Source organism: Pseudarthrobacter scleromae, from assembly GCF_014644515.1.
In the GTDB taxonomy this organism is placed as follows: domain Bacteria; phylum Actinomycetota; class Actinomycetes; order Actinomycetales; family Micrococcaceae; genus Arthrobacter; species Arthrobacter scleromae.
Genome location: NZ_BMKV01000002.1, coordinates 485,235 through 501,017, shown reverse-complemented (window position 1 = coordinate 501,017; position 15,783 = coordinate 485,235). Strand labels below are relative to the sequence as shown.

Below are 15,783 nucleotides of genomic sequence, written 5' to 3'. Positions count from 1 at the left end.
AGCCATCCTACGAGGTGGCCAGGAGCTCAGAGTCCCAGTTCGGCCGGCAGGGGCAGCTCCTGGTCCAGGACATTCTTGGCCAGGAACTGCTCCACCACCTGGTACCAGACTTTTGCATGCTGCGGCTGCAGCACCCAGTGGTTCTCGTCCGGGAAGTACAGGAACCGGTGCGGCGTCTGCCCGTCCTGGTCCGCGGCCAGTTTCGATTTGGACAGCAGCTCGTACCAGAGGCGCAATCCCTCACTGATGGGTACCCGGTAGTCCTTGTCCCCGTGGATCACCAGCATGGGCGTGCTGATGTTTTCCACATGGCGGTGCGGCGAGTTCTCCAGCGCCATGTCCTCGGTCATTTCCTTCAGCCAGTACTGCGAGGCATCCGTCGTGGGGCCGAACTGGTCCAGGGCCCACAGGCTGGCATGGGTCACGATGGCTTTGAACCTGACCGTCTGCCCTGCCACCCAGTTGGCCATGTAGCCGCCAAAGGAGCCTCCCATGGCAGCGGTGCGGCCAGCGTCAATGTCAGGGCGTTCGACGGCGGCGTCGGTCACCGCCATGAGGTCGGTGAACGGAGCCTTGCCCCATGTTCCCCAGCCGCGCTGGATGTGGGCCTGGCCGTAGCCGGTGGAGAGCGCCGGGTCAGGGAGCAGCACCGCATAGCCCTTGGCTGTCAGCAGCCAGGGGTTCCAGCGCCAGGTCCAGGCATTCCACGAGCCCAGCGGCCCGCCATGGATCCACAGCAGCATCGGCGCCGGGGACTCCGCGGATGCGCCCTCCGGCAGCGCAAGGTAGGCCGGGACCCGGGACCCGTCAGCCGCCGTCGCCGCGATGCGTTCCAGCCTGCCGGGGCGGACGGGACGCTCCGCCGGGGCGGGCAGGCGCGTGGTCTCGCCGGTCTGGAGGTCGATGCGGACCGGTTCGGGCGGGAACTCATACGAACTCCGGAGCGCGTAGGCGCTGCGTCCGTCCGGAGAGACCACGACGTCGGTGTAAGCCGCGGCGTCCTCCGTCACCCGGGTGACGCCAACTTCAGCCGAAGCGGCGGGGACACTGATCCGGAAAACCGGCGACGCACCGTCGTCGTCCGCTGTTGCCAAGAGGGCGGACCCGTCAGGAAGCCAGGCGGCGGGCCTGGGCCACCGGTCCCAGTCGTGCGCTACGGGGGTAAGGCCGCCCGGAGTGTCGCCGTCAGCCCCGGAGACATCCAGCAGATGGAGCTTGACCTGCGGTGCCTGGTGCGGCGTGGTGTCGCTTTCGCTGACCACTGCCAGGGTGCTGCCGTCCGGGCTGACGGGCCCGGGGAAGTAGCTCATGCCTTCCTCATCCAGGAGCACCTTGGTGCTGCCGGACGCCACGTCCACGGCCACCAGGATGGACCGGCTGTCCGCTTTGGCCAGGGGCCTGGTGTAGCTCGCGTAAATGGTCCTGCCGTCGGGGCTGACGGCCGTTTCCGCTTCGCGGAGCCTGGGCCCGGCGTCCGGGGTGAGGTTCCGCAGGACCAGCGGCGCCGCGGCGTCCACGGTGGCGGGCTTGCCGTGCGCTTTGTCGGGTCCCTGTTCGACGGCGAAGATACGCGGCTGGCCGGGGCCAAGGTCCGCATCCCAGTAACGGACCGGGTACTCGCTGTGCAGGATGGCGGAGACTTTGTTGTCCTTGCGGGACTTGCGGCGTTCGGCGTCGTCGTCTTCATCGGCCGAGCCTGCCAGGACTTCCGCAACAACAAACGTGGCGTCCGCCGCTTTGGCCGTCATCACAGCGCCCACCCCGCCGGGCCGGTTCAGCACCACCCGGGCCTCGCCGCCATCCGCAGGAAGCAGCCACAGGGCGTTCACGGGGTCGCCTTCCGGGCTGTCCGGGTCCGGCCGGGCCGACGTGAAGTAGACATCGCCGTTGGCTGCGAATGCCGCCCCGGCCTCGCCTTTGGCACTGCGGGTGATCCGGCGCGCCTGCTTCTGCCCTGCGGGATCAAGCTCCCACAGCGCCGTGGCGAATTCGGTGCCCTTGCCGTTCAGGGTGGCCACGGTAGTGACCAGCCGCCGGCCGTCGGGGCTCAAAGCCAGCCCGCTTACCCGCGGGATGGACAGGTAATGGTCCAGATCATGAAAAGGGGTCAAAGGTTGCTCATCCGGGATCGCCGGTTCCAAGTTAGCCATGCCCCCGATTCAACCCGAGTTGTGCCCCCCGTCACAACCACTTCACTACCGGCGGAAACGACGGCGGCACATCCGTCACTTCGTGGGCCGAGGGGTGCCTGGCTGGCTTGGCGCCGTCGGCCGAGACATTTGCCGGCGCCTGCTCGTTCCTCGCTTTGACGGCGACTACACAAATGCCTGACCGCCGCCACCTGCGGGCGGCGCGCCTTCGTGTGAAGCGGAGGGGCCGGGGTCATTTGTGTAGCTTGCGTCAAAGCGACGGAGGAGCAGCAAGCGGCAAATGACTCCGGTGCCGCAGCGTGGTAACCCGTGACCGCCGGATGCCAACGCTTTGACGGGACGGAGGGCAACGCGAAAGCCCCGCCGCTCCTGGTGGAGTGGCGGGGCTTTGACTCTGGAAACTAGACGCTCGGGGCGATTTCCGGGATGCGCGGCTTGGCGTTGCCTGCGAACGTGAACTTCGCGTCGTCGCCTTCGCCTTCCACGTCCACGACGACGATGTCGCCGGCGTGGATCTCGCCGAACAGGATCTTCTCGGAGAGCTGGTCCTCGATCTCGCGCTGGATGGTGCGGCGCAGCGGCCGGGCACCCATGGCGGGATCGTAGCCGCGGGTGGCGAGGAGCACCTTGGCCGCGGGCGTGAGCTCGATGCCCATGTCCTTGTCCTTGAGGCGCTTCTCCAGCCGGGTGACGAACAGGTCCACGATCTCGATGATCTCGTCCTGGGTGAGCTGCGGGAACACCACAACGTCATCCACACGGTTCAGGAACTCGGGGCGGAAGTGCTGCTTGAGTTCCTCAGTGACACGGGCGCGCATGCGGTTGTAGCCGGTCTGCGTGTCGGTGCCGGACTGGAAGCCGGTGGCCACACTCTTGGAGATGTCCCGGGTGCCGAGGTTGGTGGTCATGATGATCACGGTGTTCTTGAAGTCCACCACGCGGCCCTGGGAGTCGGTAAGGCGGCCGTCTTCCAGAATCTGCAGCAGCGAGTTGAAGAGGTCCGCGTGGGCCTTCTCCACTTCGTCGAACAGCACTACGGAGAACGGACGGCGCCGGACCTTCTCGGTCAGCTGGCCGCCTTCCTCGTAGCCGACGTAGCCCGGAGGGGCACCGAAGAGCCGCGAGACGGTGTGCTTCTCGGAGTACTCGGACATGTCCAGCGTGATGAGGGCGTCCTCTTCACCGAACAGGAACTCCGCGAGTGCCTTGGCGAGTTCGGTCTTGCCGACGCCGGTGGGGCCGGCGAAGATGAACGAGCCGCCGGGACGCTTGGGGTCCTTGAGCCCTGCACGGGTGCGGCGGATGGCCTGGGACAGGGCCTTGATGGCCTCGTTCTGGCCGACGACGCGCTTGTGCAGTTCGTCTTCCATTTTCAGCAGGCGCGAGGATTCTTCCTCGGTCAGCTTGAACACGGGGATGCCGGTGGAGTTGGCCAGCACCTCGGCGATGAGGTCCTCATCCACCTCGGAGATGTCGTCCATGCCGCCGGACTTCCAGTGGCGCTCCTTCTCGGCGCGCTCGGTGATCATCTTCTGCTCTTTGTCACGGAGCGCAGCTGCACCTTCGAAGTCCTGCGCGTCAATCGCGGACTCCTTTTCCATCTTCAGCTTGGCGATGCGCTCGTCCATGGCCTTGAGCTCCGGCGGAGCGGTCATGCGGCGGATGCGCAGCCGGGCGCCGGCCTCGTCGATCAGGTCGATCGCCTTGTCCGGCAGGAAGCGGTCAGAGATGTAGCGCTCGGCGAGGCTGGCAGCAGAGGCCAGTGCGCCGTCGGTGATGGTGACGCGGTGGTGCGCCTCGTAGCGGTCACGCAGGCCCTTGAGGATCTCGATGGCGTGTGCCACGGAGGGTTCCTTGACCTGGATCGGCTGGAAGCGGCGCTCCAGGGCGGCATCCTTTTCGATGTGCTTGCGGTACTCATCCAGTGTGGTGGCACCGATGGTCTGCAGCTCGCCACGGGCCAGCATGGGCTTCAGGATCGAGGCAGCGTCGATGGCTCCCTCGGCGGCACCCGCACCCACCAGGGTGTGGATCTCGTCGATGAAGAGGATGATGTCGCCGCGGGTGCGGATTTCCTTGAGGACCTTCTTCAGGCGCTCTTCGAAGTCACCGCGGTAGCGCGAGCCTGCCACCAGCGAACCGAGGTCCAGGGTGTAGAGCTGCTTGTCCTTGATGGTCTCGGGGACGTCGCCGCGGACAATCGCCTGGGCAAGGCCCTCGACGACGGCCGTCTTGCCGACGCCCGGCTCGCCGATCAGGACCGGGTTGTTCTTGGTACGGCGGGAGAGGACCTGCATGACGCGTTCCATCTCCTGCTCGCGCCCGATGACCGGGTCCAGCTTGTTTTCGCGCGCAGCCTGGGTGAGGTTACGGCCGAACTGGTCCAGGACGACGGATCCTGCAGGCGCGCCCTCGGGCTGGCCGGAGCCGACGCCTGCGCCGGTGGTCTCCTTGCCCTGGTAGCCCGAAAGGAGCTGGATGACCTGCTGGCGGACCCTGTTCAGGTCGGCGCCGAGCTTGACCAGCACCTGGGCGGCAACGCCCTCACCCTCGCGGATGAGGCCCAGCAGGATGTGCTCCGTGCCGATGTAGTTGTGGCCCAGCTGGAGGGCTTCGCGCAGCGAGAGCTCCAGCACCTTCTTGGCACGGGGGGTGAAGGGGATGTGGCCGGACGGCGCCTGCTGGCCCTGCCCGATGATCTCCTGCACCTGCTCGCGAACGCCGTCGAGCGAAATGCTCAAAGACTCAAGAGCTTTGGCGGCAACACCCTCACCCTCATGGATCAGACCCAAGAGGATGTGTTCGGTACCGATGTAATTGTGGTTCAGCATGCGTGCCTCTTCTTGGGCAAGCACAACTACGCGACGGGCACGGTCCGTAAATCGCTCAAACATTTCGCCACACTCCTAGCTACGACGTACTTTGATGCTACGTGGCTGGCCTCTGGTTGTGGAGCGTGTTCGCCACAGGGGAAACCGTGGTGGCCTCGGGAATACGACGGCGGGGCCTCCGCGGGCGCTTCTGCCGGCTTTGACACGTCCCTGCCGGTGCCTGCTGCCGGGTACAGCATCCTTAACCGGCGCCACTTCCCGCGTTTGTGCCACGGAGGCTGCTAAATCCGAAATGCCCGGCCCCGCAGGCAAAGCGTGGTGAAGCCAGGGAACCGAAAAAGCCCCGCTTCCCCGTTGTTGGGAAGCAGGGCTTACGGAGCCTTGGGCGGAACTAGGAATTTGCCTTTTGGTAGGCTTCCTGGATTTCGGCCTGAATTCGGCCGCGGCTGTTAACCGTGTAGCCGTTTTCACGCGCCCACTGCCGTATTTGGGCAGAATCGTGGCTGCGGCCACTGGCTGCTGCTTTGGTTCGGACGGCCCGGCCGCCACCGGAGGATTTCCGTGCGGCTGCAACAAACCGCTCAAGCGAAGAGCGGAGCTCGGCGGCGTTTGACGCCGAAAGGTCAATCTCGTAGTTGACCCCGTCAAGGCCAAACTTCACATTCTCGTCTGCGGATCCCCCATCCAGATCATCAACGAGGATGATGTTTACTTTCTGTGCCATTTAAAAGACTTCCTTATGGAAAGGGTTCGGTTTTCAGAAAAGCAGGATGTTTCCTAAAAAGTATGACTCTTTTTATGGCAACGCGTCAAAGTACTGAATGGTTCCTGTGGATATTGGGGGAAAAGTGTGGGGTTTATCTATTCGATTCCGGGTCAGTCCGGTCGACGGGTCCCGCAGTCCGGCCATCAGCTTCGGCCTGGGCCTGGGCCTCGGCCTGGCGCTCGGCCTTGTCCGCGTTGAAGATCGATTTCATGGCAAACCAGAAAAGCAGGCCCACCACAATGGACGGGAGAAGGACGGCCACGTATTCCATGGTCAGTGCCCTTCCGGCTTGAGGAGCGGGAAGAGGATGGTTTCGCGGATTCCGGCGCCGGTGAACAGCATGACCAGGCGGTCGATGCCCAGGCCGATTCCACCCATGGGAGGAGCGCCGTACTCGAGCGCGCGCAGGAAGTCCTCGTCCAGCTGCATGGCCTCGTCGTCACCGGCCGCGGCGTGGCGCGACTGCTCGGTAAGCCGTTCACGCTGGATGACGGGGTCGATCAGCTCGGAGAATGCAGTGCCGCGTTCCATGCCCCCGATGATGAGGTCCCAGGCCTCGATCAGCCGGCCGTCCTCCCGGTGCGGGCGGGCCAGCGGCTGGGCGGAGGGCGGGTAGTCGTAAACGAACGTGGGGTTCAGCAGCGTTGGCTCCACGATCTCGCCGAACAGCTCAACTGCCAGCTTCTCGGCGTCCCACTTGGGGTCCACCTTGACCTCGTGCTTTTCGGCGATCCCGCGAAGCACCTCAAGTGGCGTCTCCGGCGTGACTTCCTGGCCAACGGCGTCGGAAAGACCCGGGTACACCGCAAGCCAGGCCCAGTCGCCGTCGAGGTTGATCTCCCCCGCCTCGGTCTGGAGGACGCGTCCGGCTCCCACGGCGTCAGCGGCGTCGAGGATGATCTCCTTGATGCGCTCGGCCATGACGAACTGGTCAGCCCACGCCTCGTAGCACTCAAGGGTGGTGAACTCGGGGCTGTGGGTGGAGTCCACGCCCTCGTTGCGGAACACGCGGCCCATGTCGTAGACGCGGTCGATCCCACCCACCACGGCACGCTTGAGGTAGAGCTCGGTGGCGATGCGCAGGGTCATCTTCTGGTCGAAGGCGTTCATGTGGGTCTCGAACGGGCGCGCCAGGGCACCGCCGTGGACCAGGTTCAGGATGGGGGTTTCCACCTCCACGTAGCTGTGGCGGAAAAGGGTTTCGCGGATGGAGCGGGTGATGGCTGCGCGGGTGTAAACCATTTCGCGGGCTTCATCGCGGACCATCAGGTCCACGTAGCGCTGGCGGACGCGCGTCTCCTCGTTCAGTTCCGCGTGCAGCACCGGCAGCGGGCGGAGGGCCTTGGAGGCCATGGACCAGGAGTCCGCCATGACGGAGAGCTCGCCGCGGCGGGAGGAGATGACCTCGCCCTTGATGAACACGTGGTCGCCCAGGTCAACCAGGGCCTTCCAGTCGGCGAGCGCTTCCTCACCCACGTTGGCGAGGCTGAGCATGGCCTGGAGCCGGGTGCCCTTGCCGTCGGTTCCGCCTTCCTGGAGGGTGGCGAAGCACAGCTTTCCGGTGTTGCGGACAAAAACGACGCGTCCGGTGACGCCGACAATGTCGCCGGTGGTGTCGTCCGCCTCGAGGTGGGCGTACTTTTCGCGGACCTCGGCGAGGGAGTGCGTCCGCTCCACACCTACCGGGTACGCCTCGGAGCCGCGCTCGATGAGTTTGGCGCGCTTCTCCATGCGGATCCGCATCTGCTCGCTGGCGTCGAGCGGCTCTGGGGCGTTCTTGGGCGCGGGGGTGTTTTGGGAAGTCACAATCCCCAAGTTTACCGGGACTTCGGGGACCCCGGATTCGGACGCAAACCGCCCGGCCCCGGGCGTGCCCCGGGTACCTTCGCTGTCCTGCCTAGGATGGGGTGGTGAAAGAACAGGTACTTCCAACGCACGACGGCGGCCGGCTGGCTTTGTACAGCTACGGCACCGAGGATGCGCCGGGAGAACGCCGTGTGCTGCTGATCGGCGGGGCCTTCCTGACTGCCCTGATCTACCGGCCGTTTTCCGTGGCGCTGGCAAAGGGCCTGGGCGAAGGCTGGGCCGTGGACGTCTACGACCGCCGGGGCCGCGGCAGCTCGTCCGGGCAGCCGGCCGACTACTCCATGGCCACCGAGATCGCAGACGTGCGCACCGTCCTGGACGCCACAGGTGCACGGAACATCCTGGGCCACAGCCTGGGCGGGTCCGTGGCCCTGAACGCCGTCCAGGAGTTCACCGGGACCACCTACGTGCCGGACAAGCTCGCGGTATACGACGCCGCCGTGAACATTGACGGCAGCATCGACACCTCCTGGCTGTCCGGATTCGAGGACGCCGTCAACAACGGCCGGGTGGGCCACGCCCTGGCACACATGAAGCGTGCCACGAGCCCGGGTTCGCCGATGGCGCGGATCCCTGAGCCGGTCCTTGCCGGGCTCATGGCCTTGCTGTCCCGGACCAAGGTCAACAGGATGTTCCGCGAGGTCATGCCCAGCGGCGTGGGCGAGCTGCGTGCCGCGTACAAAGAGGCGGACCACGCCAGGGACTTCAGTGTGCTGCCTGCCAACACCCACTTCATGGCGGGCGGCAAGAGCCCGAGCTACTACAAGGCGACTGCGGAGCGGCTGCACGCCGCCGTCCCCGGCAGCACGTTCGAGCTCTCCCCCAAAGGGTTCCACGGCTCCATCCCGGCAGCCGTGAATGAGCTGGTGGCGGACATCTCGGAGTACTTCAAGGGCTAGTCACGGCCACGGCTGAATCCGGCCAGGGCCGCCTCTCCCAGGTTCTGCCAGACGCTCCTGGGCGCGCGCCCCCCGCTGCGGTCTGCCAGCCAGTCACCGTAGCGCGTGATGTCCTCCCCGCCTGCAGCAGCAACAGCGTCGCAGGCGAACCCGACCGCCGTCGACCCGTCCGCGAGTTCGATGGATCCGAGCAGCATGGGTTCGGGCAGGGCAGCCAGGAACGCGCCGAGTCCCGCCGGGGACACCAGCCACCGTTCACCCACCAGCTCCGCGCCGCCGCGGTCCGAGCGGTATACCCCCGGCTTGGGCGGCACGGTGTCGAGGGACACCATGCGGTAGCGCGCCGCTGTCCGCACCGGGCCGTCCCAGGCGGCGCCCAGTTCCTCGAGCTGGGGCGCCAGCGGCTGCCCCTTGCGGTGCGCGCCCACCACAACGAGCGGCACAGCGTCAGCGCCTGCGGCCAGCGGCCAGGGAGCGGACGACGGCGGGTGGGCGGCTTCATCCGCCGCTGCCGGTGCGGCGCCGCCGGCAAAGAGCGCCGGAACGTCCGGGGTTGATTCGAGCCGGCGCGCAATATCGGCGGCGACGGCGTCGTCGAAGGTCCGGCCCACCACGGTCAGGCCGAACTGGGCACCCTCCACTTCACCGGCGGGCACCGCCACCGCGCACAGGTCGAACAGGTTGCAGAAGTTGGTGTAGGTCCCCATCAGCGAGTTCACTCCCACCGGGTCCGCGGCCACCTCGGCAAGGGTGGGGTGGAACGGGGCGGTGGGGATCAGCAGCGCATCAAACCCTTCCAGCTGTGCCATCGCCGTGTCCTTCAGAGCTTCCAGCCTGGCCAAATCAGCCACGTACCGGTGGGCAGGCACCCTGCCCGCTGCCCGGATGATGCCCTCCACCGTGGGATCGACGCCCGCCGGGGTGCCAGCGCCGCCGTCGGCCTTTTCAAGGAATCCGTTGTCAAGGAATGCGCCGACGGCGGCGTAGCGCTCGGCCACCAGGCCGCCGTCGTACAGCAGCCGGGCAGCGTCGAGGAAGGCATCGAAGTCGATGGCTTCCGCTTCCACGCCCAGCTCCTGCAGGCGGCCGATGTTCCGGTGGAACTCCGCAGCCCAGGATTCGGGCAGCGCCGGCAGGCTTGCCGGGTACGCTACCCGCGGCTTCTCCGGCGCGGCCAAGCGGATGCCGGCCGGCCAGGCCCGCGCTCCCCCGGCCATGACGCCCATGGCCAGCTCTGCGGTGGAAAGGTGGCGGGCAAAGATGGTGACGGCGTCCCAGGACCGGCAGGCCGGCACTACCCCGGCCGTGGACACAACGTCCAGCGTCGGTTTGATGCCCACGATTCCCTGCAGTCCGGCGGGCACGCGGCCCGAGCCGGCGGTGTCCGTGCCGATGGCGATGTCCACCAGGCCCAGTGCCACGGCAACCGCGGAGCCGGAGCTGGAGCCCCCGGAAATGAAGTCCCGGCGGCGGGAATCGCGGACCGCGCCGTGCGGGCTCCGCGTGCCCACCAGGCCCGTGGCGAACTGGTCAAGGTTGGTGGCGCCCAGGACCAGCGCGCCGGCGGCACGGAGCCGGGCCACGGCTTCCGCGTCCTGTTCCGGCGTGTACGCAAAGCCGGGGCACGCCGCCGTGGTGGGGATGCCAGCCACGTCAACGTTGTTCTTGACGGCGAGCAGGAGCCCGGCGAGGGGCAGGTTTGCGCCCCCTGCAACGGCGGTGTCGATGGCGGCGGCTTCGGTGAGCAGCTCATCCGCCCCGCGGAGGGTGATCCAGATTTCCGGACGGTCCACCGCGTCCACTGCGGCAAGGGCGGCCCGTACCCGTGCGGCGGCCTTACCCGTAGTTGTGCCGGTCATACTGTTGCCTCTTCCAGTTCAGGGGCTTCCACTTCCTGCGTTTCCGGGTTCTGTGTTTCCGGGTACTGTGTTTCCGGGTACTGTGTTTCCGCGTCCCCGGCGCCGAGAACCACCACGGCCTCGCCCGCAACTACCTGCGAGCCAGCGGCCGGCAGGACCCGGAGCACCACGCCGTCACACGGCGCTTCGAGCACGGTTTCCATCTTCATCGCTTCGAGGGACACCAGCGGCTGGCCCTGCACCACCCGGTCCCCGGCCTTGACGTCGACCTTCCAGACGCTCGCCGCGAACGGTGCGGCCACCAGGGATCCGCCGTCCGGGACCGCCACGTCGTCCACAACCGGCGACACGACGGCGGCAAGAGCCTCCGCGCGGTCGAACTCGCCGGCGTCTGCCCATGCCTGCCGCTCCACCGCGAACGCCGCACCCTGCTTGTCCCGGAAGGCGGCAATCGATTCGCGGTTTTCCTCGAGGAACACCTCGTGCTCGGCCAGCGAGAAGGTGCCGTCCTCGACCTCGACACCGCGGCCCCTCCCGGCGGCCATGTCCGCCCGCAGGTCCAGGAGTTCCTCCGGGCTGACCGGGTACCAGGAGATGCGGTCGAAGAAGCGCAGCAGCCACGGCGAACCCGGTTCGAACGGGGCGGAGTCCGCGTAGCGCGACCATACCTGCGTGGTGCGGCCAACGAACTGGTAGCCGCCCGGGCCCTCCATGCCGTAAATGCACATGTACGCGCCGCCAATGCCCACCGCGTTCTCGGGTGTCCAGGTGCGGGCGGGGTTGTATTTGGTGGTGACCAGCCGGTGGCGCGGATCCAGCGGGGTTGCCACGGGGGCGCCAAGGTACACGTCCCCCAGCCCGAGGACCAGGTATTCGGCGTTGAAGACGGTGTCGAACACGTCGTTGACCGAATCCAGGCCGTTGATCCGCCGGATGAACTCGATGTTCCAGGGGCACCACGGGGCATCATCCCGGACACCCGCCATGTAGCGCTCAATCGCTTCCCGGGTGGCGGGGTCGTCCCAGGACAGCGGCAGGCGGACGGCGCGGCTCGGAACCACGAGCTCCGAGCTCGCCGGCAGGGCTGCCTCGATCTCCCGGACGAGTCCCAGCAGTTTCCTCGTGGCGAGGACCGACGGGTCCACCTTGATCTGCAGGGAACGGATTCCCGGGGTCAGGTCCACGATCCCGGGCACGCGGAGCTGCTCAATGTGCTGGTGCAGGGCGTGCACCCTGGCACGGAGGCCGAGGTCCAGGACCATCTCCCCGTATTCCACCAGCAGGTTGTCATCGCCGGACCGCCGGTAGGTGACCGCAGGCCTTCCTGGGCCTTCCGGCACCCGGCCCAGCACGCCGTCGTCGCCGTCTCCCCGCGCCGTACGTTCGGGACGGCCGGCGCCCGGTGCAGGCGCGGCTGCTGGAAGGCTTGGCGGGAAAGTGCCGGACCATCCGGCGTCGCCGGGCAGGACCAGCTGGCGGCCCGGGCCAAGGTCACTGGCCGACGGCGCCTGGCTGACACTGACGGGAACGAACCTGACTTTGTCGCCTGGCCGAAGCTGGCCCAGCTTCCAGCGCTCGGCCGTCACCACGGTGACCGGGCAGACGAACCCGCCGAGGCTGGGACCGTCCGGTCCGAGCAGGATGGGCGTGTCACCGGTGAAGTCCAGCGCGCCGACTGAATAGGCAGTGTCGTGGATGTTGGACGGGTGCAGTCCAGCCTCGCCGCCGTCGGTGCGTGCCCAGCGCGGCTTGGGGCCGATGAGCCGCACACCGGTGCGGGCGGAGTTGAAGTGGACCTCGTACTCGGACGCGTAGAGCTCGTCGATATCCTCGCGCCGGAAAAACTCGGGGGCACCGTGCGGCCCCTCCGTCACGGCAAGCTCCCAGGTCGAGGCCAGGGCGGGCCGGCTGTCCACGGGGACTGCCGCCGCCGTCATTTTTTCGCTGCCGCCGCCAGCGGCAGGCGCTGCTGTGCGGAGGACGTCGCCGGCGCGCAGGACCCGCCCGGCGTGGCCGCCGAACTGGCCCAGGGTGAAGGTGGAGGCGCTGCCCAGGTACTGCGGGATGTCCAGGCCGCCCTGGAACAGGATGTATCCCCTGAGCCCGGCGCCGGAGGCCGTGCCGGCGTCGAGTGTTCCGCCTGCCGGCACGGTCACCGGCGTCCACGCGGGCACCTCTTGTCCGTCCACGGTGACGGTTACCTCCGCGCCGGTGACGCAGACCGTGGTGGGGTGCGTGAAGGTCAGGGAGGGGCCGGTCATGGTGAATTCCAGGCCGGGCGCGCCCTCGGGGTTGCCCAGCGCGGTGTTTCCGAGCCTGAAGGACAGGTCGTCCATGGGGCCGCTCGGCGGCACGCCGATCTGCCACAGGCCGGTGCGGCCCGGCCAGTCCTGGACGCTGGTCTGCAGGCCCGGCCTGCCCACGGTGATGCGGGGTTCGGGGTCGCCCACGTTGTCCAGCGTGCTGGTGGAGTGCTGCACCGTGCGGACCACGTCCAGGCCGGTGGCCGCACGGAGCATCCCGAGGTTGGTCTCGATCCCGTCGATCCGGGTGCCGGCGAGCGCGGCGGCCAGCCGGTCGAAGGCCTCGGTCCGGTCCCGGCCGGACGTGATGACCTTGCCCAGGAGGGGATCGTAATTGGTGGAAACTTCGGTGCCGGTTTCGGCCCAGGCGTCCACGCGGACATCCCCGGAGGAGGGGTAGACGGCGTTGGTCACGGTGCCGGCGCTGGGCTGGAAACCGCGGGCCGGGTCCTCGGCGTAAACGCGCGCCTCAACGGCATGGCCGGACACGGGCAGGCTGTCCGGCCGGTCCGCCAGGACCGCTTCCGCTTCAGTGCCGCCCTGGGCCAGGCGGAGCATCCATTCCACCAGGTCCACGCCGGTGACCGCCTCGGTGACCGGGTGCTCCACCTGGAGGCGTGCGTTGACCTCAAGGAAGGACGCTTCGCGGCGGGCGGAGTCGTAGACGAACTCCACGGTCCCGGCGGAACGGTAGTTAAGGGAGGCGCACAGTGCACGGGAGCTGCGGTGCAGTTCTTCGCGCAGTGCGTCCGGCAGGTCCGGCGCGGGTGCCTCTTCGAGGACCTTCTGGTGGCGGCGCTGGAGGGAGCAGTCCCGGTCGCCCAGGCTGACCACCCGGCCGGCGCCGTCGCCAAAGACCTGCACCTCGATGTGCCGGGCGTTTTCAACGTACCGCTCAGCGAACACACCGGCGGTGCCGAAGCTCGCCCCGGCCAGGCGGGCCACGCGCGGGAAGCTCTCCGCAAGTTCGGCCTCGTCACGGCAGACCGTCATGCCGATGCCCCCGCCGCCGCCGGTGGCCTTGAGCATCAGCGGGAAACCGATGGCGGCGCCCGCGGCAACCGCCTGCTCCACGTCGGCGAGCAGGCCGGATCCGGCGATCATGGGCACCCCCGCGGCTTTGGCGGCGTCGCGCGCAGTGTGCTTGGTGCCGAAGATGCGCAGCTGTTCAGCGGTGGGTCCCACAAACACCAGGCCGGCCGCCTCAACGGCTTCGGCGAACGCGGCGTCCTCGGAGAGGAAGCCGTAGCCGGGGTGGATGGCGCCGGCCCCGGTGGACCGGGCCGCGTCCAGCAGGGCGTCCACGCGGAGGTAGGACTCCTTCGCGGGGGCCGGCCCCAGGAGCACGGCTTCGTCGGCCAGCCGGACGTGCTTTGCTCCCCTGTCCGCCTCGGAGAAGACGGCGACGGTCCGCAGCCCCAGCTTCCGGGCGGATTCGATGATGCGGCAGGCGATTTCGCCGCGGTTGGCAACTAGAAGGGTGTCGAAAGTACTCACAGTGCAGCCTCCGGCCGGGTGACGATCATGCGGACAGGGGTGGGGTTGAAGCCGTTGCACGGGTTGTTGATCTGCGGGCAGTTGGACACCAGGACCAGGGTGTCCACCTCTGCCCTGAGAGCCACGCGTTTCCCGGGAGCGGAGAGGCCGTCCACAATGCCCAGGGCGCCGTCCGGGTCCACGGGCACGTTCATGAACCAGTTGATGTTGGACACCAGGTCCCGCTTCCCGAGGCCCCAGCGTGAGCCCTCGATCAGGAAGTTCTCCACGCAGGCGTGCTGTTCCCGGGTGTGCTGGCCGTAGCGGAGGGTGTTGGACTCCTGCGAGCAGGCGCCGCCGATGGTGTCGTGCACGCCCACCTCGTCGGACACCACGGTCATGAGCGGCGCGCCGGTTTCCGCGCGCAGGACCGACCCCGTGGTGAGGACGATCGATTGCTGCCGTGCGATGGTGACGGCGGCCGAGTAGCGCACGGTGGTGTCCCGGGCAGCGTACAGCAGGCAGTCCACTGCCTGATTGCCTTCCAGGTCAACGATGGTCAGCACGTCCCCGGCGGCCACGACGGCGGACCAGGGGCCGCGTGCCTCGACGTATTCGTCAAGGACAACGTCTCCGACGGTAAGGGCTGCTTCACGGGCATCGGCGGCGGGAGCGGCGTAGGTGGCAGTGTTCATTGGGCGTTCCTCGCGGTCAGGTCGTGTTCGGTGTTCTGCAGTGCCTGCAGGTGTTCAGGGGGCAGGGCGCCGGTGAGGGTGCCCGCCCCAAGGGCCGCAAGGTCCTGCGGCGCGTGCCAGGCGGCGATGTCCACTGCGGTGCCGGTGAAGTCCGGGCGGGGGTCCAGCGGGTGCGCGGTGTTGGCCAGCACCAGGACTGCGTCCATCTGGAGCAGGAGTTCGACGGCGGCTCCCGGGCTGGCGCTTCCGGTGAAGGTGATGCTGCCGGCAGGGTCCACGCTGATGCCCTTGAAGAAGGACAGCGACGGGGCCACGTCGGCGGGTCCCAGCCCGCTCTTGAGTGCGCCCAGGGTGAGCAGTTCGCGGGCTGCGGGGGATGTACTGTGGGCGGTTCCGGCACCGTACCGGGCCGTGTTTCCTTCCAGGGTGGTGGCGCCGGTCAGGGCGTCGTGCCGGGAGGAGGTGTCCGCCACGATGGTGGCCATCAGGCGCCCGGCGTCGGAGAGCAGCGGGTGACCCGTGCCGGGGTACGCCTGCCAGGGGACCTTGACGGTGTCCGCCACGTTGAGGCGCTCGTGAAGGGCTCCCGCGCGGTAGAGAAGGGTGTGGACGCAGGCGTCACCGGAGGTATCGGTGAGCCGGATCCTTGTTCCGCGGGCCAGGCTCAGCGTGGTGTAGCGGCCAAAGGCCAGGGATTCCGTCCAGGAGAGCTTCGCCGCTGCGCCGTCCGGCAGTCCTTCCGTCAGGCGTGCCGGGGCTGCGGAGGCGGGCACGAAGCGCATGGTTTCGGCGGTCCTGCCGTGCTGCTCCCTGGCGTGGGCGCGGGCGCCTGCGGTGGTGGCGGTCCCCGTTGCCGGGCTTTCGGTAACTTGTGTCATGTCTGTCCTGTGCTGGTTCTGAAGCGTGCTGGTTCTGAAATGTGCTGGTTCTGGAGGGGC

The 15,783-nt window shown here is 67.9% G+C and carries 10 protein-coding genes; 1 reads left to right on the top strand and 9 read right to left on the bottom strand.

Annotated features, from left to right (window positions below; genetic code table 11):
* Positions 1-26: 26 nt before the first annotated feature.
* The 5 genes from IEX33_RS07160 to lysS form a co-directional block, all read right to left on the bottom strand.
* Positions 27-2,150, bottom strand: coding sequence for a S9 family peptidase (locus IEX33_RS07160; RefSeq protein ID WP_188728919.1), 2,124 nt, complete (start codon positions 2,148-2,150; stop codon positions 27-29).
* A gap of 401 nt (positions 2,151-2,551) precedes the next feature.
* Entirely contained in the window at positions 2,552-5,044 is a 2,493-nt protein-coding gene (locus tag IEX33_RS07155; RefSeq protein ID WP_104185679.1) for an ATP-dependent Clp protease ATP-binding subunit, read from the bottom strand.
* 328 nt (positions 5,045-5,372) lie between these two features.
* Positions 5,373-5,705 carry a histone-like nucleoid-structuring protein Lsr2 gene (locus tag IEX33_RS07150; protein WP_066273149.1) on the bottom strand — a complete coding sequence of 111 codons (333 nt, stop codon included), beginning with the start codon at positions 5,703-5,705 and terminating at the stop codon, positions 5,373-5,375.
* 133 nt (positions 5,706-5,838) lie between these two features.
* Positions 5,839-6,018, bottom strand: coding sequence for a hypothetical protein (locus tag IEX33_RS07145; RefSeq protein ID WP_188728917.1), 180 nt, complete (start codon positions 6,016-6,018; stop codon positions 5,839-5,841).
* Positions 6,019-6,020: 2 nt separating this feature from the next.
* Positions 6,021-7,553, bottom strand: a complete 1,533-nt coding sequence (lysS, locus tag IEX33_RS07140; RefSeq protein ID WP_188728915.1) for a lysine--tRNA ligase — start codon at positions 7,551-7,553, stop codon at positions 6,021-6,023.
* A gap of 104 nt (positions 7,554-7,657) precedes the next feature.
* On the opposite strand from lysS, the gene IEX33_RS07135 reads away from it, so the two are divergent.
* Positions 7,658-8,512, top strand: a complete 855-nt coding sequence (locus tag IEX33_RS07135; RefSeq protein WP_188728913.1) for an alpha/beta fold hydrolase — start codon at positions 7,658-7,660, stop codon at positions 8,510-8,512.
* Here IEX33_RS07135 and atzF read toward each other — a convergent pair.
* The 4 genes from atzF to IEX33_RS07115 are packed head-to-tail and all read right to left on the bottom strand — an operon-like array spanning position 8,509 to position 15,723.
* Positions 8,509-10,371 (bottom strand): allophanate hydrolase, encoded by a 1,863-nt coding sequence (gene atzF / locus IEX33_RS07130; protein WP_188728911.1) that lies wholly within the window; start codon positions 10,369-10,371, stop codon positions 8,509-8,511. The two genes, IEX33_RS07135 and atzF, sit on opposite strands and share 4 nt — an antisense overlap.
* A complete protein-coding gene (gene uca / locus IEX33_RS07125; protein WP_229675270.1) occupies positions 10,368-14,171 on the bottom strand; it encodes an urea carboxylase in 3,804 nt (1,267 codons plus the stop codon). The genes atzF and uca overlap by 4 nt, the downstream gene beginning before the upstream one ends.
* Positions 14,168-14,845: an urea amidolyase associated protein UAAP2 gene (locus IEX33_RS07120; protein ID WP_188728909.1), complete on the bottom strand. Its 678-nt coding sequence runs from the start codon at positions 14,843-14,845 to the stop codon at positions 14,168-14,170. The genes uca and IEX33_RS07120 overlap by 4 nt, the downstream gene beginning before the upstream one ends.
* A complete protein-coding gene (locus tag IEX33_RS07115) occupies positions 14,842-15,723 on the bottom strand; it encodes an urea amidolyase associated protein UAAP1 (protein ID WP_188728908.1) in 882 nt (293 codons plus the stop codon). The genes IEX33_RS07120 and IEX33_RS07115 overlap by 4 nt, the downstream gene beginning before the upstream one ends.
* Between the last annotated feature and the right edge of the window lie 60 nt (positions 15,724-15,783).

What these genes read in the sequence shown, in the direction of transcription:
- IEX33_RS07160 (WP_188728919.1), bottom strand. Translation starts at nt 2,150, where the DNA reads ATGGCTAACTTGGAACCGGCGATCCCGGATGAGCAACCTTTGACCCCT.
- IEX33_RS07155 (WP_104185679.1), bottom strand. Translation starts at nt 5,044, where the DNA reads ATGTTTGAGCGATTTACGGACCGTGCCCGTCGCGTAGTTGTGCTTGCC.
- IEX33_RS07150 (WP_066273149.1), bottom strand. Translation starts at nt 5,705, where the DNA reads ATGGCACAGAAAGTAAACATCATCCTCGTTGATGATCTGGATGGGGGA.
- IEX33_RS07145 (WP_188728917.1), bottom strand. Translation starts at nt 6,018, where the DNA reads ATGGAATACGTGGCCGTCCTTCTCCCGTCCATTGTGGTGGGCCTGCTT.
- atzF (WP_188728911.1), bottom strand. Translation starts at nt 10,371, where the DNA reads ATGACCGGCACAACTACGGGTAAGGCCGCCGCACGGGTACGGGCCGCC.
- IEX33_RS07120 (WP_188728909.1), bottom strand. Translation starts at nt 14,845, where the DNA reads ATGAACACTGCCACCTACGCCGCTCCCGCCGCCGATGCCCGTGAAGCA.
- IEX33_RS07115 (WP_188728908.1), bottom strand. Translation starts at nt 15,723, where the DNA reads ATGACACAAGTTACCGAAAGCCCGGCAACGGGGACCGCCACCACCGCA.